Genomic DNA, 21,222 nt, shown 5'->3' on the forward strand with positions numbered 1-21,222 from the left:
TGTTTTCCGTTGTATCATTACGTATTATCATTATATTTATAAAACTAAAAGGGGGATTCCTGACTATGAATTACGAACGCTTGAACGATCTTCGCCTTCTTGGACTTACGATTGCCTACTACCGAAGAGCAAAAGGAATGACGCAGGCCGAACTTGCCGAGGCGGTACATATCAGTCGTACCCATATGAGCAACATCGAAGCGCCAAATACAAAAACCTCTATTTCGTTGAATCTTCTGTTCGATATCGCTGAGGCACTTGACATTCCGGTGAAAGAGCTTTTTGATTTTCAGGGACGCAGTCTGTAGGGTCTTTGAATTTTTCTCTTTAAGAGTAACCCCGCCCGGCAGTTTTTCATATCATGAATTGTAAGCAAAATGATTCCTTTGGAGGAACAAACATGAGTGATTTAGCTGCTACAAACTGTGGATGCGGATGTGACAACGGCTGTGGCTGCGATAATGGATGCGGTGTTTCCAACAACAACCTGTTCGGAAACAATGGCTGCAGTATTATCTGGATTCTGCTTCTCCTCTCCTGCTGCGGCGGATGTGGATGCGGAAACAACAACAATGGCTGCAATTCCGACTGCTGGCTCGTTCTGATTCTTCTGTTCTGCTGCGGCGGATGGAACAACAACGGCTGTGGATGCGGCAACAGCAATAACTGTGGATGCGGCTGCTGACCTTTTTTCAGTCCTCCCAGATGTTCGGGCAGAAAAAGCCCCGGGTGCGGATCAACCGCCCCGGGGCTTTTTTCACCAGAATTCTCTTTCAGCGAAACCGTTTCGGTTTCCGTGCTTCTCTTTCCCGCTTTTCCATCTCTTCTCTTTTTTCTTTTTTTCTCATACATTCCAGATCTATTTCATAAAAGGCATTCCCTTCGAGTACCTGTTTTCTTTTTGCTGTTTCTTTTCCATCCATTTTCCGGCGGTCTCCTTTTTCTTTCTTCCTCTTATCATATGTTTTTTCCCGCCTTCTGTCATTTTTTCCGGCCTGGAACATAAGATAAAGAGAAATAAAAAGACAAATGCAGGAATGCTGCCAGGAAGGATCTTAATTTGAATCAGGAACAGGAACAAAATGTGGAACAGATGACACCGCTGGACCAGATGATCGCACAGGATCAGCTTCAGATGCTGAAGGCTGCCATTCCCTACGCCTCCTTCGGCCTGCAGCCCTCCCTTGCGATTTTGAGCAAATGGCTCGAGCTCCAGCGGACCATTCAGCTTTTTTCCCGTCCGGCCGACCTTTCCATGATGTCTGTTGATGCCCCGCACGTCTCTCCGCTTGAGATGCTGCAGGATATTTCCCGTTTTGCCGCCGGTCCACAGCGGGATCTTCTCTCCCAGATGTTTCAGACCATGCAGATGGTCCAGATGCTTCAGAATATAAATCCCGGAAATGAGGAGGATCTGCTATGAGTTCGGATGATAAGCAAAACGACTGGTCGCAGGACCCCTCTCTTTCCGGAATTGACTTTGCCCGGCTTCAGGCACTGCAGCAGATGGCCTCTCAGAGCCGTGGAAAATCCCAGGCGGAAATGATGCCGTTTCTTCTCTCCCTGATGCAGGGAAATCAGGGCGGCGCACAGTTTTCCGCCTCCGAGGCGGACCTGATCATCTCTGCCATCAAAGCCGGAAAATCCAAACAGGAAGCGGCAAAAATTGACCAGATGGTACGCCTCTTCCGCTCCGCTGCTTCCGGGAAAAAACGCTGAAAAACTACAAACCAAAAAACGCTGCCGGTCTGGAATCCCAAACCGGTCAGCGTTTTTATTCTGTGCTTTTTCCTGCCTAGTTCTGCATGGAAAGCACGTTTTTATTTTTTACCAGGTAATCAATCAGAGAAACAACGGTCAGAATCAGTGCAACCCAGATCAGCACGGTATTCAGCACGGAAAGTGCCGGAATGTCGGCGATCAGAAGAATGATCATAATCATCTGGCTGATTGTTTTCGATTTTCCCCACCAGCTTGCTGCGATGACAATTCCATTGTCCGAAGCAACCAGGCGGAAACCGCTGATGATAAATTCTCTTGCGATGATAATAATAACCATCCACGCCGGAAGCTTGTCCAGCTCTACAAAGCAGATCAGTGCAGAGCATACCAGCAGCTTATCTGCCAGCGGATCCATAAACTTTCCGAAATCGGTAATCAGATTGTCACGTCTTGCAATGTAGCCGTCCAGCGTATCCGTGATGCTGGCAGCGGCAAAGATTACCAGTGCAATCCATTTGGACGCGCTTCCGCCCACGCCAGACAGCAGGAAGAACACGAAAAACGGAATCATAATTACCCGCAGAATCGTTAATTTGTTTGGTAAATTCATTGACTTATCTCTCCTATCAGATCATATTCCAGAGCACCGGTAATTTTCACTCTTACGAAGTCGCCGGATACGAGTGTTTCCGGTGTATTGACAAATACATAGCCGTCTACACCCGGTGCGTCCGCCTGGCTTCTGCCCACATAGGCATCCTCATCCGCCACTTTGCCCTCGATCATAACAAGAAGCTCCTGGCCGATCCTGCGCTCGCCGAGTTCTGCAGAGATATCCTGCTGCAGCTCCATCAGTTCTGCCTGACGGTCCAGTTTTACCTCCTCGTCGATCTGATGCTCCATCGCAGCAGCCGGTGTTCCCTCCTCCGGAGAGTAGGTGAATACGCCGAGACGGTCGAACTCCATGTCGTTGATAAACTCGAGGAGTTCTTTGTGCTGCTCTTTTGTCTCTCCCGGGAATCCTGTGATCAGCGTGGTGCGCAGTGTGATATCCGGCATCTCGCTTCTCAGGAAATCAATTTTGTCGATCAGCTCCTGTTTGGATGTTCTGCGACCCATGCGGCGCAGGATCTCATCGTTGGCATGCTGAATCGGCAGATCCAGGTAGTGACAGACTTTCGGCTCTTCCTTCATCGTCTGAACGAGTTCCGGATAGATGTCCTCCGGATAGCAGTACAGAATCCGGATCCAGTAGAGCTCCTGAATTTTGCAGAGCTCTTTTAACAGAAGGTGGAGAGACGGCTTTCCGTACAGATCGATACCATAAATGGTTGTCTCCTGCGCAACGAGAACGAGCTCTTTGACACCCTGTTCTGCCATCGTCTTCGCTTCTGCTATCAGTTCCTCCATCGGAACGGAGCGGTACGGTCCGCGCAGCTTCGGAATGATGCAGTAGGTACAGTGCTTGTCACAGCCCTCTGCAATTTTCAGATATTCGTAATGGCCGCCTGTCGTTACAACGCGCTGTGCGTCAATTTTCGGCAGTCCTTTCAGATCGGCATACTCCTGGAAGCGGTCGCCGCCGAGGACATCCTGAATGGCATCCAGGATTTTGTCATAGCTGTTCGTTCCAAGTACGGCGTCAACCTCCGGAATCTCCTCAATGATTTCATCGCGGTAGCGCTCTGCCATACAGCCCGTTACCAGAAGAACCTTACAGCTTCCCGCTGTACGGTATTTCGCCATTTCAAGAATATTTTGAATGCTTTCTTCTTTGGCGTCGTGGATAAAGCAGCATGTGTTTATCACGATAACCTCTGCATCTTCCTCGGAATCGGTGATCTCGAAGCCATGCTCTACCAGAAGACCCAGCATATGCTCGGAATCTACCAGGTTTTTATCGCATCCAAGGGAAATAAACAGAATTTTCATATTATTCAATTACTGGCTCCTCTTTTGTTTCCTCTTCCGCTTCAACTTCAGATTCCGGAAGGATTGTAACCTCTCCTTTGTACATCTCCTCTACGGCGATGGAGAGCGGTTTCATGCCTTTTTTCACTTTTACAAGCGGTTCAGCTCCGCCAATGATCTGTCTTGCACGTTTGCTTGTTGCAAGTACCAGAGAGTAACGGCTGCTGACAACCGGTGCCTCGTCCAGATCCTGGCCCTCGTTAATAGTTGCAATCAGTTCCTGATAAGATGGATGAATCATAATAAATGCTCCTTTCTATTTTTCCAGACTTTTTTTCATCTGTTCGATAAAGTCTTTCTGGTTGCTGCTCATGAAATGCTGGCTCTGAATGGTCTCATGCATCTGTTTTACGCAGGTTTCGAGGTCGTCGTTGATCAGGACATAATCGTACTGGTCCATGCCCTGTGCTTCCTCTTTTGCACGCTCCATTCTGCCTTTGATAACTTCTTCTGTTTCCGTTCCGCGTCCCCGGAGGCGTCGTTCCAGCTCCTCGGCGGTCGGCGGTGTGATGAACACAAGAAGGGTGTCCGGACGTTTTTCCTTGACCTGAAGTGCTCCCTGGATTTCAATCTCAAGCAGAACATCTTTTCCGGCATCCAGCTGCTCCTCTACGTATGCCTTCGGCGTTCCGTAGGAATGTTTTACGTAACGCGCATACTCGAGGAAGGCATCCTCTTCTACCATGCGGTCAAACTCTTCTTCTGTACGGAAAAAGTACGATACGCCGTCTTCCTCGCCCGGACGCGGGTCTCTTGTGGTGACGGAGATGGACAGCGCATAGTTGTCGTACTCCTCCATCAGGCGTTTCATCAGTGTTCCTTTTCCTGCTCCGGAAAAACCGGATACTACAGTAAGTATTCCTCTACTCATTTTCAGATTCCCCTCGCTCTTTTTCTGTTTCCCAGCCGCCGTTGAATCTGCGGCTGATCGTTTCCGGCTGCAAAGCCGAAAGGATGATAAATTCTTCTCCGGTGATGAGCACTGCTTTCGTGCGTCTTCCCTGCGTCGCATCGATGATGCGGTTGCTTTCCTTTGCACGCTGCACCATACGCTTGACGGGTGCCGCCTCGGGACTCACCACTGCTATTATTTTATCCGAATTTACGACATTGCCGAATCCGATGTTGATCAGTTTTGCCACAATCCGTCCTTTCCTGTACCTTCTGAAGTCTTTTTCAGAAAATACATCTACCCATACAGATTTATTATAATTCATTCAGAAAGCCTAGTCAAATCTTTTTTTCTGTATTATAATGAAAATACCAGAATTTCAAACAAAGGAGATATTTTCTATGGCTTTTGATGGAATTACCATTGCAAATATTGCACAGGAACTGAATCAGACCATCGTCGGCGGAAAGATCAACAAGATCGCACAGCCGGAAAACGACGAGCTGATGATTACAATAAAAAACAACCGTACCGTTTACCGTCTTCTCCTCTCGGCAAGTGCTTCGCTTCCGCTGATCTACCTGACGGACAACAATAAGCCCGGCCCGATGACCGCACCGAATTTCTGTATGCTGCTCCGCAAACACATCGGCAGCGCCCGCATTCTCTCCGTTACCCAGCCGGGACTCGAGCGTATTCTTATTTTTGAGCTCGAGCATTTGAACGAACTCGGCGATATCTGCCGCAAGAAGCTGATTGTGGAGATCATGGGAAAACACAGCAACCTGATCTTCTGTCAGGAGGACAATACGATCCTTGACAGTATCAAACATATTTCCGCCAACATGAGTTCTGTCCGTGAGGTTCTTCCGGGCCGCACCTGGTTCATTCCGCACACGCAGGATAAGAAAGATCCGCTCACGATCACAGAAGAAGAATTTTTCGATTTCGTCTGCACGAAACCAATGGCTGCCGCAAAGGCAATCTACACTTCCCTTACCGGCTTCAGCCCGCTGATGGCGGAGGAAGTCTGCTGCCGCGCCGGCATCGACGGCGGATTTGCGGTCAATGCACTCGAAGAAAATGCAAAGCTTCATCTGTTCCGCACCTTCTCTTATCTGATTGAGGATATCAAAAACGGCGCATTTACGCCGAACATCGTATACCAGGCGATGAGCCGAAAGAATTTTCCGCACTGAAACTGACGCAGTATCAGGATTTGCGGGAGGAAACATACGATTCGATCTCCGGTGTACTGGAAACATACTATGCCATGAAAAACCGCATCACCCGCATCCGTCAGAAATCTTCCGATCTGCGCCGTGTCGTCAATACCGCACTCGAACGGAATGTCAAAAAATACGACCTGCAGCAGAAACAGTTAAAAGACACCGACAAGCGGGAAAAATACCGGATTTACGGTGAGCTTTTAAATACGTACGGCTACAGCTGCCAGCCGGGCGATACTTCGCTGAAAGCCGTCAATTACTATAACGGCGAGGAAATCACGATTCCGCTCGACGGAACGCTCTCTGCCGGCGAAAATGCGAAAAAATACTTCGACCGCTACGGAAAGCTGAAGCGGACCCGTGAGGCACTCGAAGAACTTCTTGTCGAGACGAAAGAGGAAATCGACCATCTCGAATCCATCAGCACGGCGCTTGATATTGCGCTCGATGAGGCGGATCTGGTGCAGTTAAAAGAAGAGCTGATCGAGTACGGCTACATCCGCCGCAAGGGACCGACAGGGAAAAAGCAGAAAATCACCTCCCATCCGTTCCACTACCGCTCTTCCGAGGGCTTTGACATTTATGTCGGCAAGAACAACTTCCAGAACGAGGAACTTTCGTTTAAATTCGCCTCCGGCAACGACTGGTGGTTCCACGCGAAAGGCCAGCCGGGCAGCCATGTCATCGTAAAGACGAACGGTAAAGAGCTGCCGGATTCCGTCTACGAAGAGGCCGCTGCTCTCGCCGCCTATTACTCGAAAGGCAGACAGGCACCGAAGGTGGAAATCGACTACACCTTAAAGAAAAACCTGCGCAAACCAAACGGAAGCAAACCGGGTTTCGTTGTTTATTACACCAATTACTCCATGATGGCGGAGCCGAACATCCGCAATCTTCAGGAAATACAGGACTGAATTCAGAATACAAAAGACTTTTCGCACATTCCTATCTGTTCCTCTTTGCGAAAAGTCTTTTTTTCGTAAAATTTAATACTTCCTTCATTTCTTTTTCGATGCTCTATGGTATACTTCTTAGTATGGAAAAAGATTCCAGACGTGATCTTTTTCAACCAAACCACAGTGAGGCTGTCTCTTCTTTATCAGGACAGCCGGAGAGGAATATAACTGTTATGAACAAAACAATTCCCGAAATCATTCACCGCCGTGTTCCAACGACGCGCTATGAGGCAGACCCTTCCAAAGGCCTTTCCGCCGAGCAGGTTGCCGAGTACCGCGAGAACGGCTGGACCAACTGCGCGGTGGAACCTCCGTCCAAGACAACGGCCGAGATCGTAAAGAGCAATGTCTGTACGTATTTCAACCTGATTTTTCTGATTATTGCCATCTTTCTGATCCTTGCCGGTTCGTTCCGGGATCTTACGTTTCTGCCGGTCATCATCGCGAACACGCTGATCGGCATTGTACAGGAAATCAAGGCGAAAAAGACGCTGGAAAAGCTGTCTGTTTTAAACGCGCCGAAGGCTACTGCGATCCGTGACGGTGCTGAGGTAACACTCGCCGCGGAGGATCTCGTACTCGATGATATTGTTGTATTTACCGCAGGAAAACAGATCTGCGCTGATGCTGTCGTGCTTGAAGGTGAGGTACAGGTCAACGAATCGCTGCTTACCGGTGAATCCGATGAGATTACCAAGCGCCCGGGCGACGAGCTGATGTCCGGAAGTTTTATCGTCTCCGGAAGCTGCAAGAGCCGTCTGACCCAGGTCGGTGAAGATTCCTACATTTCCCGTCTGACCCTCGAGGCAAAGGCCATGAAAGAGGGCGAACAGTCCGAGATGATCCGCTCCCTCAACAAGCTGGTAAAGGTTGTCGGCATTCTGATCATTCCGATCGGTCTTCTGCTCTTCGGCCAGCAGTTTTTCGTCTCCCACGAAGCGTTCCGTGAGAGCATTACCTCGATGGTGGCCGCCGTGCTCGGCATGATCCCAGAAGGTCTTTACCTGCTTGCGAGCGTTGCCCTTGCCGTCAGCGTTATGCGTCTGGCTTCGCAGAAGGTTCTCGTGCATGATATGAAATGTATCGAGACGCTGGCTCGCGTCAACGTGCTCTGTGTCGATAAGACGGGAACCATCACCGAGACAAATATGAAAGTACATGACCTGATTCTGGTCGGCTCCAGTTCAGTCCCTGATACAGAATCCGGCGAAAATGCTCCCGCACCGCAGAAAGAAGAGCTTTCCCTTGCGGTCGGTGATTTCGCATCTGCCATGTCAAACGACAACATTACTATGGCGGCACTGAAAGAATATTTTAAAGACAACAACGGCAGAACTGCCGTTTCGATGACTTCGTTCTCCTCGGAATTCAAGTATTCCAGTGTGACATTTTCGGATGTCTCCTACGTGCTCGGTGCCCCGGAGTTCGTTCTCCGCGATGATTTCGCACGCTATCAGAGTGAAATTGAAGCGTATACCTCAAAGGGATTCCGTCTCCTCGTCTTCGGCACATCCGAAACTGTACCGAATGGAAAAGCACTCTCCGGCCGTGTCACGCCGCTTGGCTACGTGCTTCTCTCCAATCCGATCCGAAAAGAAGCACCGGAAACGTTCCGCTACTTCGAAGATCAGGGTGTCCATGTCAAGGTCATCTCCGGTGATACTCCGGTAACGGTATCTGAGGTTGCCGCCAGGCGGGGATTGCACACGCAGAGGATTATATTGATGCTTCCACTCTAAAGACACCGGAAGAGCTCGAAGAAGCAATCCTGAAATACACCGTGTTCGGCCGTGTCACACCAGACCAAAAACGCCAGTTTGTCCAGGCTTTAAAGAAAAACGGCAAGACCGTTGCGATGACCGGCGATGGTGTCAACGATGTGCTCGCATTAAAGGATGCCGACTGCTCCGTTGCGATGGCATCCGGAAGTGACGCTGCCGCACAGGCTGCACAGCTCGTTCTGCTGGACAACGACTTTTCGAAGATGCCTTCTGTCGTACTGGAAGGCCGCCGCGTTGTCAACAACCTGCAGCGCTCGGGAACGCTGTTCCTGGTAAAGAACATTTTCTCGTTCCTGCTGTCCATCTTCTCACTGATCTCGATGGTGACGTATCCGCTGGAGCCGTCCCAGATCTCGCTGATCAGTATGTTTACGATCGGTATTCCAGGCTTCCTGCTCTCGCTAATGCCGAACAAAAACCGGATCGAGGGCCACTTTATCACGAACATTCTGACACGGGCCCTGCCTGCGGCGCTGACCGACTTTTTGATGGTCGCAACACTCGTCGTCTTCGGCCAGGAATTTGCGGTCGGCTCGGAAGATATTTCGACCGCTGCCACCGTACTGCTCGCCATTGTCGGTTTTATGATTCTCTACCGGATCAGCAAGCCGCTCAACTGGATGCGCTGGACGATCCTGATCGGCTCGATTATTGCCTTCATTTTCTGCAGTACCTATCTGAACCAGCTGTTCGCCATTTCTGATATGTCCAGAAAATGTATCATGCTGCTGGTCGTATTCTCTGTCGCAACAGAGCCGGTTCTGCGATATTTGAGCATCCTCGTGGATTCCATTTCCTCTTTTTACCGGAAGCAGAAAATTTTCTTCCTGCGAAAACGGGAAGCGAGAAAAGCGAAATAAAACGTAAAACCAAACATCAAAAATGCCGTACAGCGTTGGAAATTTTTCTCCGCCTGTACGGCATTTTTTGATTTACCAATCACAGTTTCTTACTTTCTCATCTCCGGATCTTCCGCGTAATGCGTCCGCTCGCCGCCGATGTATTTCGGTCTTGTCCGCGCGCAGACAACGTGCGCATCTCCGATCATTTTCTGCGATACCCGGACCGGAACGGCTACTGCCTTCAGCTGCATGCCGATCAGCACATCACCGATATCAATACCTGCATGCGCCTGCACACGCTCTACGGTGACAGCGTCCTCCAATCCATAGTATGCCGCCATCGCAAACGATCCGCCGCCATGCAGCCACGGTACCGCGCAGACCGGCTCGTAACCATATTTTTCTGCCGCCGCACGCTCCAGAACAACCGCACGGTTCAGATGCTCACAGCACTGCGCCGCCAGATACAGCCCGTGCTCCTTCGTACACGCACACAGCGCCTCAAACACCGCCTGCCCGATCTCCTGGCTGGAATCCGTTCCGAGCTTACTGTTGTGAATTTCACTCGAAGAACATCCCACTACCAGAATCTGTCCCGGTTTCATCTGCGCTGTCGTAATCAGCTCCTCTGCGACGGCACGCGCTTCCTGTCTGATTGTTTCAAGATCCATTTTGTATCCCTCCTTGCTAAACAGCAATATTTGTGCAAAAGGAGACTGACTCTTTTTCCAAGAATCAGCCTCCTTTCTTCAGCTTACATAATTATTATTTCTGAACGATATTCACAATTCTTCCCGGTACGTAAATTTCTTTTACGATGTTTCCGGTCAGTTTGTCTGCAACTGCCTCTTTTGCAGCGGCGATTGCGGTCTCTTTATCTGCGTCTTTGGCGATTTTGATCGTTCCGCGCATTTTGCCGTTGATCTGAACAGCGATCTCGGCTACTGCCTCTACGGTCTTCTCCTCGTCAAACTCCGGCCATGCGGTCTGATACAAACGGCCTTCGTATCCAAGGTCTGCCCACAGCTCCTCGGTCATATGCGGTGCAACCGGATTCAGCAGGATCAGAAGGGTTTCGAACTCTTTTCTCGTTACTTTTCCGGCTTTGTAGAACTCGTTGACCAGGGTCATCATGGCTGCGATCGCTGTGTTGTATTTCAGGGACTCATAGTCGCTGGATACTTTCTTGATGGTCTGGTGCATTTTGGACTCCAGCTCTTTGGAGTAGGATCTCCGTCTACCAGGCTGTCCTGCAGTTTCCATACACGTTCGAGGAAACGACGGCATCCTTTTACGCCTTCCTGAGACCAGGATGCACTTAAGTCGAAGGCACCGATGAACATCTCGTACGTACGCAGGGTATCTGCACCGAACTCAGCTACGATATCATCCGGGTTGACAACGTTTCCACGGGATTTACTCATCTTCTCGCCGTTCTCGCCGAGGATCATTCCGTGGGAAGTACGTTTCTGATACGGTTCCGGGCAGGTGACTACGCCTGATCGTACAGGAATTTATGCCAGAAACGGGAATACAGAAGGTGAAGGGTGGTGTGCTCCATTCCTCCGTTGTACCAGTCAACCGGCAGCCAGTATTTCATAGCTTCTTTGCTTGCCAGAGCCTCTTTGTTCTTCGGATCGGTATAGCGGATGTAATACCAGGAAGAACCAGCCCACTGCGGCATGGTATCGGTCTCACGTTTTGCAGGTCCTCCGCAGCACGGGCAGGTGGTGTTGACCCAGTCTGTCATGGCAGCCAGCGGAGACTCGCCGTTATCGGTCGGCATGTAGCTCTCTACATCCGGCAGCTCCAGCGGAAGAGATTCTTCCGGAACCGGAACGTAACCGCATTTGTCGCAGTGTACGATCGGAATCGGCTCACCCCAGTAACGCTGACGGGAGAATACCCAGTCACGCAGCTTATAGTTTGTTTTTGCTTTTCCAACGTGGTTCTCTTCGAGCCACTCAAGAATTTTCTTTTTTGCTTCCGCAACGGAAAGTCCGTTCAGGAACCGGAGTTGACAAGAGTTCCCTCTGCAACGTCGGTGTAAACTTCGTTCTGTACGTCGCCGCCTGCAACGACCTCGATGATCGGCATGTTGAATTTCTTTGCGAACTCCCAGTCACGCTCATCGTGTGCCGGTACTGCCATGATGGCGCCGGTGCCGTAGCTCATCAGTACATAATCGGAAATCCAGATCGGGATCTCTTTTCCATTAACCGGGTTGACTGCGGAAAGTCCGTCGATCATGACACCGGTCTTGTCTTTTGCAAGCTCGGAACGCTCGAAATCGGATTTTCTGGCTGCCATCTCACGGTATGCGCAGACCTCATCCCAGTTCTTGATCTCATCTTTGTACTGGTCGATGTACGGATGCTCCGGGGAGAGTACCATGTACGTAACACCGAACAGGGTATCCGGGCGTGTGGTGTAGATAGTCAGCTTCTCCGGTTTATCTTTCAGGGAGAAGTCAACCTCTGCTCCGTGGGAACGTCCGATCCAGTTTTTCTGGGAAGTTTTGACACGCTCAATATAGTCAACGCCGTCCAGACCGTCAATCAGCTTGTCTGCATACTCGGTAATCTTCAGCATCCACTCGCTCTTTACTTTGCGGACAACCGGGCTTCCGCAGCGCTCGCACACGCCGTTTACAACTTCCTCGTTTGCAAGGCCTACCTTACAGGAAGTACACCAGTTGATCGGCATCTCTTTTTTATATGCCAGTCCGGCTTTGAAAAGTTTCAGGAAAATCCACTGGGTCCAGTGATAGTATTCCGGATCCGTCGTGTTGATCTCTCTGTCCCAGTCGAAGGAATATCCAAGAGACTGAAGCTGGTCTTTGAAGTGATGTACGTTGTTTTTGGTAACGATCTTCGGATGGATGTGGTTCTTGATCGCATAGTTCTCAGTCGGAAGACCAAATGCATCCCATCCCATCGGATACAGAACGTTGTAACCCTGCATTCTGCGCTTTCTGGCTACGATGTCCAGTGCAGTGTACGGACGCGGATGGCCTACGTGAAGTCCCTGTCCTGACGGATACGGAAACTCAACGAGTGCGTAGTATTTCGGTTTTGTATAATCATCTGTGGCGGCAAAGGCTTTTTCATCCTGCCAGATCTTCTGCCACTTTTTTTCAATGTCCTGTGGCTCATATCTTTTACTCATAGGTAACCTCCTGCATGTTCAAGTTCAAAGTTCTTTTTTCTCACACCGCCGCATAGGACAGCATGCACATTTGAACATATAGCTGTATTCTATCACTCTTTCCCTGTTTTTACAATTTATTTTTTCCTATATCCTCCGTTTTTCTTCAAAAACCGCAGAAAAATCCGGTTTCCGGGCGAATTCTGCTCCCGAAACCGGATTTTCTCTGTTTTATCACACTATCTTATAAAGCTTTATTCTTCTGCTTTTTCAACCTTCGAAGCTCTTGCCTCAATCTCTTTTGCCTGGATATCGGACGGAGCCTGCTCATATCTCGCAAACTCATAGGAGAAATCACCGCTTCCGCCTGTCATGGAGCGGAGTGTTGTGCCGTATCCGTAGATCTCAAGTTCCGGAACATCAGCCTCGATAATCGTATGGCCCTTGTGATCCGGATTCATGCCGAGCACACGGCCGCGGCGTTTGTTGAGATCGCCCATGATATCGCCGGTGTATTTATCGTCTACAGTGATCTTCATCGAAACGATCGGCTCAAGGAGAACCGGGGATGCTTCCATAAAGCCTTTCTTGAACGCCTGGATCGCTGCGGTCTTGAATGCCATCTCGGAGGAGTCTACCGGATGATAAGAACCATCATACAGAACGGCTTTGACGCCGACTACCGGATAAGCAGCCAGAGGGCCTTTCTGTACGGCTTCCTGGATACCTTTTTCAACAGCCGGGAAGTAGTTCTTCGGAACGGCGCCGCCGACAACTTCCTGCTCGAAAACGTATGGTTTCTGGAGATCTCCGGAAGCGGAGAAGCGCATTTTTACATGACCGTACTGGCCGTGGCCGCCGGACTGTTTTTTGTATTTTGCTTCTACATCCGAATTTTTGCGGATCGTCTCGCGGAAGGCTACCTCGGACGGGACAGCTCTACTTCTACTTTGTAGCGCTCCAGCAGCTTGCTGACGATAATATCGATGTGCTGGTCGCCCATGCCGTACAGCAATGTCTGATGGTTTGCAGAATCATTGACTGCCTTCATAGTCAGGTCTTCCTGCATCATCTTGGCAAAGGCCTGGGAGATCTTATCTACATCGGCTTTGTTCTTCGGTTTATATCGTTTTGCGGTGTACGGAGTCGAAACATCCGGTTTTCCGTAGCGGACCTGATTGTTCTTTGTCGCAAGGGAATCGCCGGTTCTTGCATCGCCGAGTTTTGCGATGGCACCGATATCTCCTGCATGAAGCTCCGGTACTTCGATCGGCTTGGAGCCTTCGAGCACGTACAGCTTGCTCAGTTTTTCTTCGGATTCCTGATCTACATTATAGAGCACATCATCGCTTTTAATAACGCCGGAGCAAACCTTAATCATTGAATATTTTCCAAGGAACGGATCCACGATCGTCTTGAAAATGGTCGCGCTCTTCGGTTTCGCGAAGTCGTAATTTGCCTCGAAAATTTCGTTCGTATTGAGATTGATGCCGGCACACGGACGGGTGGACGGATCCGGGAAGTATCCGCAGATATCATCAAGAAGGTTCGATACGCCCTGCAGATTGACCGGGGAGCCCATGCATACCGGAACGATGGTGCCGTCTCCTACGTTCATGGCAAGCGCTGCGGAAATCTCTGCTACCGAGAACTCTTCTCCGCCAAAGTAGCGGTCCATAAACTCTTCACTTGTTTCTGCCACGGATTCCATCAGGGTTTCACGGTACTTCTCCAGATATTCTACGGAGTAATCCGGAATCGGGCATTCTTCTTTTTTATCTTTTTCGATATATCTGCGGCCTTTGTTCTTTACAATATTGATATATCCTACAAATTTACCGTTTTCACGCAGAGGCATATGAAGCGGTGCGATTCGTTTTCCGTACAGTTCGGTGAGCTGCTCAACGACTTCTCGGTAGCTGACATCGTCCTGATCCATTTCCGTTACGAAGATCATACGCGGAAGATTGTATTTCTCGCAGAGTTCCCATGCTTTCTGGGTTCCGACCTGCACGCCGGCCTTTCCGGATACCACGATTACAGCGGCATCTGCTGCGGAAGCGGCTTCCTGTGCTTCTCCTACGAAATCAAACATTCCAGGAGTATCCAGAACATTGATCTTATTTTTTCCCCATACGACCGGGACAAGCGTTGTGGAAATAGAGCATTTGCGCTTGATTTCTTCTTTGTCAAAATCGCTGACGGTATTTCCGTCCGTCACTTTTCCGAGACGGTTTGTCATACCGGAAAGATAAGCCATAGCTTCGGTCAGACTTGTCTTTCCGGAGCCGCTGTGCCCCAGCAGCACCACATTTCTGATTCGGTCAGTTCTAAAAACGTCCATATGTAATACCTCCCATGTAAGTAAATTTGCAGATTGCAAGGCCGCTCTTATTCGCCTTTCTGCTTTTTATCAAGATTCACGTCTTCCGTTCCTCTTATCATAGTCACTATTCTACTAAAGTTTTTGCTTTTTTGCAAGTATATTATTCATATTTCACAATATATTTCTGAATTTTTAAATTTTATATGTATTTTAGCTGGTTATTCTGCCTTTCTTCCGCTTTTCTGTCTGGCTTTTCTGTGGAATCTGCCGGATTTTGCAAAACAAGCAAAATTGCTGCCTTTCAAAAATACTTTGTCACTTTAAAGCAAGAAATCTTTGACATTTGATTTCAGATGCTTTACAATGTCTTTTATACGATTTACCTACGAAAATTGTCAGAAAGGACTACTTGAATTATGTGTGATACATCCGAAAAAATCTGTATCGGCTTTATCGGCCTTGGCCTCATCGGCGGCTCCATTGCAAAAACCCTCAGAAAGGTTCACCCGGAGTATAAACTGATGGCCTACTGCCGCACCAAAGCGACGATCGAAGAGGCAATTCAGGAAGGCGTGATTGATATCGCGCTGGAAGAACGGGACGACCGCTTTGCCGACTGTGACTATATCTTCTTATGTGCTCCTGTCAGCACCAACATCTCCTATCTTCCGTTCGTGAAAGGCATCGCAAAACCGGGCTGTATCATCACAGACGTCGGAAGTGTAAAAGGAGAAATCCATCAGGCGGTTGAGACCCTCGGCATGACGCACCAGTTTATCGGCGGCCATCCGATGGCAGGCTCCGAAAAGACGGGATATTCCAGCGCCACCGATTACCTGCTGGAAAATGCTTACTATATGATTACACCCGGACCAGATGTTGAGATCGCGACAGTTTCCGCTTTCGTTGATCTTGTCCAGTCCTTAAAGGCGATCCCGATGGTTTTAACATACGAAGAGCACGACTACATCACCGCAGGTGTCAGTCATCTGCCGCATATCGTTGCCGCTACCCTGGTCAATGCACTCGCATCCCTGGACACACCGGAAGAGCAGATGAAAACCGTTGCTGCAGGCGGCTTCAAGGACATCACCCGCATCGCTTCCTCCTCCCCGGAGGTATGGCAGCAGATCTGTCTCTCAAACCAGAAGCAGCTCTCGAATGTGCTGGATTCCTATATCCGCCTTCTCGTCCAGGCAAAATACCTGGTTGACAACAAAAAAGGCCACGAGCTCTACAATATGTTTGAAAGTTCCCGCGAATACCGGAATTCCATGGAAGATTCTTCCTATGGACCGACAAAGAAAGAATACGTCGTTTACTGCGACCTGCTCGATGAAGCCGGCGGAATCGCAGCCGTTACAACAATTCTTGCCATCAACCAGATCAGTATTAAAAATATCGGCATTACGCATAACCGCGAGTTCGAAGAGGGTGCTCTCCGCATTGAATTTTATGAAGAGCAGGCAGGCATTCTTGCCCGGAAGGTCTTAAAAGACCATGGCTATACCATTCATATCCGCAATTAAAAGCGCGTATATCTTGACAGGAGGAAGTTACGTTATGCAGTTCCAGAAAGCAGTACGTCCTCTGCGCGGAGAAATCTCCGTGCCGGGCGATAAATCCATTTCCCACCGCGCCGTCATGTTCGGTGCCATTTCAGAGGGAACCACAGAAGTTACAAACTTTTTACAGGGTGCCGACTGTCTCTCCACCATCTCCTGCTTCCGCAGTATGGGCATTGAGATCGAGAACACACCGGAGCGCATCCTCGTTCATGGAAAAGGCCTGCACGGGCTTTCGGCTCCGTCCGCCGTTCTCGACTGCGGAAACAGCGGAACAACGACACGCCTGATCTCCGGCATTCTTGCCGGCCAGAACTTTTCCAGTACACTGACCGGTGACGCCTCCATTCAGAAACGGCCGATGGGACGCATCATCAATCCGCTGACCCAGATGGGCGCTTCCATCCGCAGTATTCCGGAAAACGGCTGTGCGCCGCTTGCAATCAACAGCCATCCGCTCCACGCCATCTCCTATCTTTCGCCGGTCGCATCCGCACAGGTCAAATCGTGTGTCCTGCTTGCCGGACTGTATGCTGACGGAAAAACAAGCGTTACCGAACCGGCTCTTTCCAGAAACCATACGGAGCTGATGCTGAAATTCTTCGGCGCCGACGTTGCCTCCGAAGGGCTGACCGCATCGGTTCTGCCGGACCCGGATCTCCATGGAAATCTCGTCCGTGTGCCGGGAGATATTTCCTCCGCCGCCTACTTCATCGCCGCCGCGCTGATAGTTCCAGGCTCTGAGGTGCTCCTGAAAAATGTCGGCATCAACCCGACCCGCGACGGTATGCTCCGCGTCTGCCGCGCCATGGGTGCTGACATCACACTTCTGAATGAGCAGAACTCCGGCGGAGAACCGGTTGCAGACCTTCTCGTGCGCTATACGCCGTCTCTTTCCGGCACTGTCATCGAGGGCGAACTGATCCCGACCCTGATCGATGAAATCCCGATCATCGCGGTTCTTGCCGCCACAGCGAACGGTACAACCGTGATCCGGAATGCGGAGGAGCTGAAAGTCAAAGAATCGAACCGTCTTGATATCATGGTAAACGAACTCACCGCGATGGGTGTTTCCCTGGAAGGCACGGACGACGGCATGATCATTGAGGGCGGAAAACCGTTCCACGGCGCCCAAATCGACAGCCGCCTCGACCACCGCATTGCGATGTCGTTTGCAATCGCTTCGCTTGCCGCAGAGACACCGACGGAAATCCTGCGCGCCGGCTGTGTGGATATCTCGTATCCGACATTCTACCAAGATCTGGCACGGCTGCAGGCATAAAAAACGTTTAAACAAAAATGGATTGTGAAGATCATTTCCTCACAATCCATTTTTTTGCTTTTACCCTGTTCTTCCGGCCGTTCCAACCGTTTCTCCCTGCCGTACCCGCGTTTCGATTCCAAGCCGCGAATAATTCCAGATCCGTTTTTCCGGCACTGCGCTTCCCTTCTGTGCCAGAACGATCACTGTCGAACCACCGAAGGCAAAATAGCCTTTCTCTTCGCCGCGCTGTACACGTCTCGCCGCTCCGGCATTTTCATTGACAATCTTTCCGACCATCATCGCGCCGACCTCCATCTGCAGCAGTGTGCCGAAATTTGCGGACTGCAGCAACGTGTAGGTTCTCGTATTTTCTTTATAGATCGGGCAAAAATCATTCGCCGCCGGATTGACCGTGTGGAGTACGCCCTCAATCCGCCGTTCCGTCGAGCAGACGCCGTCATCAACAAAGAGATACCGGTGATAATCGTCCACGGAAAGCCGAAACAGAAATAACGTTCCGCCCTCATACCGTTTTGCCAGCTTCCTGTCGCGCAGAAGCTGTTCCAGCGTATATTCTGTGTTCTTGATCTCAAACTTCCCGTTCTCATGAATCGGATAAACCGTAAGCCGCGCATCACACGGGCTGATAAAATCCTGCGGCGCATTGGAAAACGGACGTGCATCCATTTTCAGCTTCCGCACAAAGAAATCATTGAACGAGATAAACTGCTTTGCGGTACATTCCTTCAGTGAAATATGATTTTTCTTTACAAACGGTGCAACCAGCGGCACCGATAAGCGGCTGTCCAGAAAGCAGCCTGCCGCACGAGATACAAATGACTGAACCAGCGGCTGCATCGCGGCTCTTCCGGCGGCATGGCTGTACATCATGTGTAGAAAACGGTCCTGCAGATCATTTTCCTCGCGGATCAAATCAAGCTTTGGATAATTTTTCCCCTGTTTTCGGTAAGGATAAGCGCAGAGTCTCAAACCGTTCTTCCTCCCTTCCAGATCAGAAGTCCGCGGAGCACAGCCACTCCAACGACCGCTACCAGCACAGCAAGCTCTTTATTCGTCGGCTTGCGGAAGCGGAAATCCGTGATAAACAGAACGCCGACCGCCAGCACCAGCAGATGCAGCCAGATCAGAAAGTATCCGCGGCAGAGCGGTGCAAAGACGAACAGCAGCGGCAGAGCTACTGACATCGAGGTAATCGGCAGTCCCTGGTAATATTTCCGGTTCTCCGAAGTTTCATTCTGACGCTTCTCTTCCATCACGTTAAAATATCCCAGACGGATCACGCCCGCAAGACCGTAGAAAACAAGAATCGGAATGCTGTAAAAATGTGTCATGCCAAGCTCATAGCAGAGCACGATCGGAAAGACGCCGAAACAAACCACATCGCAGAGCGAATCGATCTGAATGCCGAACCGCTTTTCATCTTCGGTCCTGTTTTTCTTCGTCCGCGCAATTTTTCCATCGAACATATCGCACAGTCCGGAAAAAGCAAGACAAAAAATCGCCCAGTTAAAGTGTCCCCGCGTTGCAAGAAAAATGCCGCTGATGGACGATGCAAAGCTGATATATGTTAATATTACGGTATAATCATAGAACCCTATCATATGTAGTTCCCCCTCTTTTTTCTCTTTTCGTATTCCCGATCGTAAGCTGTGCGACGATGGTAAAGACTGCACTCACCAGCAGTTCCCCGTAGTAGCCGAGCCCTCTGGAAAGCACCATTGCCGGAAGAAGCAGCGTGCTTCCAAAGACCGGCGGGAAAATTTTCAGGAACAGTGTCTCGCTGATTCCCATTCCTCCCGGAAGCGGCAGCATGTCAACCGATACGGAAATGACCGCCTGCAGCAGCACAATGGTGATAAAGGAAATGCCTGATAAATGGAAGGCGCGGTATACAAACCATGTTGCTGCAAATAAAGCAAACCTCTGTGCAAAGGTAATCGCAAGGACATTGACCAGCACCATTTTGTGGGTGCCAAGATACGCTGCCGTATTCTGGTAGACTTCCATGGAAGCTTCCAGTTTTTTCAGGCGGCTTTCTTTTCGTTTCATCAAATGCAGTTTTTCCACGATTTTCAGTCCCAAAACCAGAATTGTCCGCGCAAGCGCCGGATGAAAAACCAGAATAAGCATGGCTGTGACACAGAAGACATTCAGACCGATTCCCAGATAGAAAACCGGAAGGATTTCCGTCAGATACCGGTGCAGGAAGCCCTGTCCGAACAGAACAAGCCCAAGTCCCACCACGACCAGCACCGCTTTGTAGGTGATCGTGACGATCATCAGAATCACCGTTGATACCGGAAGAGATATTTTCTCCTTTTTCATATAGTAAAGCTGCATCGGCTGGCCGCCGCTTGCGGACGGTGTGATACAGCTGAAAAAGAATCCGACGGAAGAAAACAGAAAACATGTCCGCTTCTTCACCGGAATCTGGAAGGAATGCATCATGTACCAGATGATGATCGATTCTCCCCAGATAAAAAACACGACACAGAACAGTCCCGGCAACAGCCACCGCACATCTGCCCGCCGCATTGCTTCCATCATTGCGCCAAGGTCTTCGCCGTGGAAAACACCGTATATCGTCAACGCAAAAATCACAACGAGAAAAACGGTATTCACGATCATTTTTTTCTTACTCTGCACGGCGTTTCCACCTCCTTCGTTCCAATATCATGCCATACCATGCACCAAGATGCGTGCGTCCCGCGATCTGCCACGTCACTTCTGCCAGAAGCGCTCCGCCAATCACATCTGCAATCACATGCTGCTTTGTTGTCAGCGTAGAGACAAACACGGCAAGTGCCGCCCAGAAAGAGAACCGCTGATACCAGCGCGGAATCTCCCGTCTGCTGCGGACTGCGATATAGCAGAACCAGCTGTTCAGGCAGTGAATCGATGGGAACAAATTGTCCGCCGCATCCATCTGGTAGAGCAACGCAAGCATCTGATTCCAGAATCCCTGTTCCGGGATCGACGGCCTTACGTTCGTTGTCGGCAGCAGCAGATAAAATGCCATACAGACAAGCCGCGCCAGAACATCTGCTGCAAAGAACCGCCAGACAAATTCTTTCTCTCTGCTTGCGGCAATCAGATAATTTACAATCCAGACCAGATAACAGCCAAAATAAATCACGATCGTCCACGGGATCACCGGGATCTGCTGGTCCAGCACCGTTTCTATATTGTAATGTTTCCACGAACTGGTAAACGGCCGCGTTCCAAAATAAGCGATAAAATTCGCTGTCAGCGTCAGAATTAGCGGCAGGATACCATAGTATGGAAACTTTCTTCTCTCGTCTCTCTTCAAAATCCGTCCTCCCTTGTCTCAAACACGTATCAGTATACGCAAAAACATTCCCTGACACAACCCAGTTCCGCTCGTTTTCAGAAACCTTAATAAAATCTTCTGTTTTTCGGCAGGGAAAAAGAAAGATTTAGAAGATTCGCTGGACAAAAAGCGACCATATAGGGCTTCGCTGGTGTTCCTATATGGTCGTTTTCTT

At 49.8% G+C, this 21,222-nt stretch carries 17 protein-coding genes and 4 pseudogenes; 8 read left to right on the forward strand and 13 right to left on the reverse strand.

Going from position 1 to position 21,222, the window contains the following annotated elements; genetic code table 11:
• Positions 1–65: 65 nt before the first annotated feature.
• Positions 66–308: a helix-turn-helix transcriptional regulator gene (locus DXA55_RS00965; RefSeq protein ID WP_022462361.1), complete on the forward strand. Its 243-nt coding sequence runs from the start codon at positions 66–68 to the stop codon at positions 306–308.
• A gap of 92 nt (positions 309–400) precedes the next feature.
• Entirely contained in the window at positions 401–685 is a 285-nt protein-coding gene (locus tag DXA55_RS00970) for a hypothetical protein (protein WP_055228247.1), read from the forward strand.
• An 88-nt stretch (positions 686–773) separates the two neighbouring features.
• Here the strand turns inward: DXA55_RS00970 and DXA55_RS17210 are convergent, their stop codons facing one another.
• Entirely contained in the window at positions 774–923 is a 150-nt protein-coding gene (locus DXA55_RS17210) for a hypothetical protein (RefSeq protein WP_172680771.1), read from the reverse strand.
• A gap of 137 nt (positions 924–1,060) precedes the next feature.
• Here DXA55_RS17210 and DXA55_RS00980 point away from each other — a divergent pair, with 137 nt between their 5' ends.
• The gene (locus DXA55_RS00980; RefSeq protein WP_055217741.1) at positions 1,061–1,423 is read left to right on the forward strand and encodes a hypothetical protein; all 363 of its coding nucleotides are present in this window, start codon (positions 1,061–1,063) and stop codon (positions 1,421–1,423) included.
• Positions 1,420–1,719, forward strand: a complete 300-nt coding sequence (locus tag DXA55_RS00985; RefSeq protein ID WP_022461427.1) for a hypothetical protein — start codon at positions 1,420–1,422, stop codon at positions 1,717–1,719. The genes DXA55_RS00980 and DXA55_RS00985 overlap by 4 nt, the downstream gene beginning before the upstream one ends.
• A 76-nt stretch (positions 1,720–1,795) precedes the next feature.
• Here DXA55_RS00985 and pgsA read toward each other — a convergent pair whose 3' ends face one another.
• From pgsA to DXA55_RS01010, 5 genes are read right to left on the reverse strand one after another with little or no spacing between them, the layout of a single operon-like run.
• Positions 1,796–2,332 (reverse strand): CDP-diacylglycerol--glycerol-3-phosphate 3-phosphatidyltransferase, encoded by a 537-nt coding sequence (gene pgsA, locus DXA55_RS00990; protein WP_055228244.1) that lies wholly within the window; start codon positions 2,330–2,332, stop codon positions 1,796–1,798.
• On the reverse strand, positions 2,329–3,654 hold the full coding sequence (gene rimO, locus DXA55_RS00995; protein WP_055217739.1) for a 30S ribosomal protein S12 methylthiotransferase RimO: 1,326 nt from the start codon (positions 3,652–3,654) through the stop codon (positions 2,329–2,331). Before rimO ends, pgsA begins: the two co-directional genes overlap by 4 nt.
• 1 nt (position 3,655) lies before the next feature.
• Entirely contained in the window at positions 3,656–3,934 is a 279-nt protein-coding gene (gene rpoZ / locus DXA55_RS01000) for a DNA-directed RNA polymerase subunit omega (RefSeq protein WP_022461424.1), read from the reverse strand.
• 15 nt (positions 3,935–3,949) lie between these two features.
• Positions 3,950–4,564, reverse strand: coding sequence for a guanylate kinase (gmk, locus tag DXA55_RS01005; RefSeq protein ID WP_022461423.1), 615 nt, complete (start codon positions 4,562–4,564; stop codon positions 3,950–3,952).
• Positions 4,557–4,835, reverse strand: coding sequence for a DUF370 domain-containing protein (locus tag DXA55_RS01010; protein ID WP_055218332.1), 279 nt, complete (start codon positions 4,833–4,835; stop codon positions 4,557–4,559). The genes gmk and DXA55_RS01010 overlap by 8 nt, the downstream gene beginning before the upstream one ends.
• Before the next feature lie 151 nt (positions 4,836–4,986).
• On the opposite strand from DXA55_RS01010, the pseudogene DXA55_RS01015 reads away from it, so the two are divergent.
• Positions 4,987–6,728 (forward strand): annotated as a pseudogene (locus tag DXA55_RS01015) (Rqc2 family fibronectin-binding protein).
• A 215-nt stretch (positions 6,729–6,943) separates the two neighbouring features.
• Positions 6,944–9,411: pseudogene (locus DXA55_RS19095) on the forward strand (cation-translocating P-type ATPase).
• A gap of 89 nt (positions 9,412–9,500) precedes the next feature.
• Here DXA55_RS19095 and DXA55_RS01025 read toward each other — a convergent pair.
• The 3 genes and pseudogenes from DXA55_RS01025 to DXA55_RS01035 all read right to left on the reverse strand — a co-directional run bounded on the left by DXA55_RS01025 (position 9,501) and on the right by DXA55_RS01035 (position 14,884).
• Complete coding sequence (locus tag DXA55_RS01025; RefSeq protein ID WP_117812816.1) at positions 9,501–10,064, reverse strand: TIGR01440 family protein; 564 nt, start codon at positions 10,062–10,064, stop codon at positions 9,501–9,503.
• A 94-nt stretch (positions 10,065–10,158) separates the two neighbouring features.
• Positions 10,159–12,561, reverse strand: a pseudogene (leuS, locus tag DXA55_RS19100) (leucine--tRNA ligase).
• A 233-nt stretch (positions 12,562–12,794) separates the two neighbouring features.
• A pseudogene (locus DXA55_RS01035) lies at positions 12,795–14,884 on the reverse strand (elongation factor G).
• A 398-nt stretch (positions 14,885–15,282) separates the two neighbouring features.
• Between DXA55_RS01035 and DXA55_RS01040 the strand changes: the two are divergent.
• Positions 15,283–16,395, forward strand: coding sequence for a prephenate dehydrogenase (locus DXA55_RS01040; protein ID WP_055265977.1), 1,113 nt, complete (start codon positions 15,283–15,285; stop codon positions 16,393–16,395).
• Between the two features lie 34 nt (positions 16,396–16,429).
• On the forward strand, positions 16,430–17,713 hold the full coding sequence (gene aroA, locus DXA55_RS01045; protein WP_117812817.1) for a 3-phosphoshikimate 1-carboxyvinyltransferase: 1,284 nt from the start codon (positions 16,430–16,432) through the stop codon (positions 17,711–17,713).
• Positions 17,714–17,773: 60 nt separating this feature from the next.
• Here aroA and DXA55_RS01050 read toward each other — a convergent pair whose 3' ends face one another.
• Genes DXA55_RS01050 through DXA55_RS01065 form a run of 4 tightly spaced genes read right to left on the reverse strand, consistent with a single transcriptional unit; the run spans position 17,774 to position 21,026 of the window.
• Entirely contained in the window at positions 17,774–18,685 is a 912-nt protein-coding gene (locus DXA55_RS01050) for a phosphatidylserine decarboxylase (protein WP_242991173.1), read from the reverse strand.
• Positions 18,682–19,317 carry a CDP-alcohol phosphatidyltransferase family protein gene (locus DXA55_RS01055; protein WP_117812818.1) on the reverse strand — a complete coding sequence of 212 codons (636 nt, stop codon included), beginning with the start codon at positions 19,315–19,317 and terminating at the stop codon, positions 18,682–18,684. The genes DXA55_RS01050 and DXA55_RS01055 overlap by 4 nt, the downstream gene beginning before the upstream one ends.
• The gene (locus DXA55_RS01060) at positions 19,301–20,362 is read right to left on the reverse strand and encodes a lysylphosphatidylglycerol synthase transmembrane domain-containing protein (protein WP_117761566.1); all 1,062 of its coding nucleotides are present in this window, start codon (positions 20,360–20,362) and stop codon (positions 19,301–19,303) included. The genes DXA55_RS01055 and DXA55_RS01060 overlap by 17 nt, the downstream gene beginning before the upstream one ends.
• Entirely contained in the window at positions 20,352–21,026 is a 675-nt protein-coding gene (locus tag DXA55_RS01065; protein ID WP_179973098.1) for a phosphatase PAP2 family protein, read from the reverse strand. Before DXA55_RS01065 ends, DXA55_RS01060 begins: the two co-directional genes overlap by 11 nt.
• Positions 21,027–21,222: the final 196 nt, after the last annotated feature.

Origin of the sequence: Blautia sp. OF03-13 (assembly GCF_003460685.1) — a bacterium.
GTDB classification, from domain to species: Bacteria; Bacillota; Clostridia; order Lachnospirales; family Lachnospiraceae; genus Fusicatenibacter; species Fusicatenibacter saccharivorans.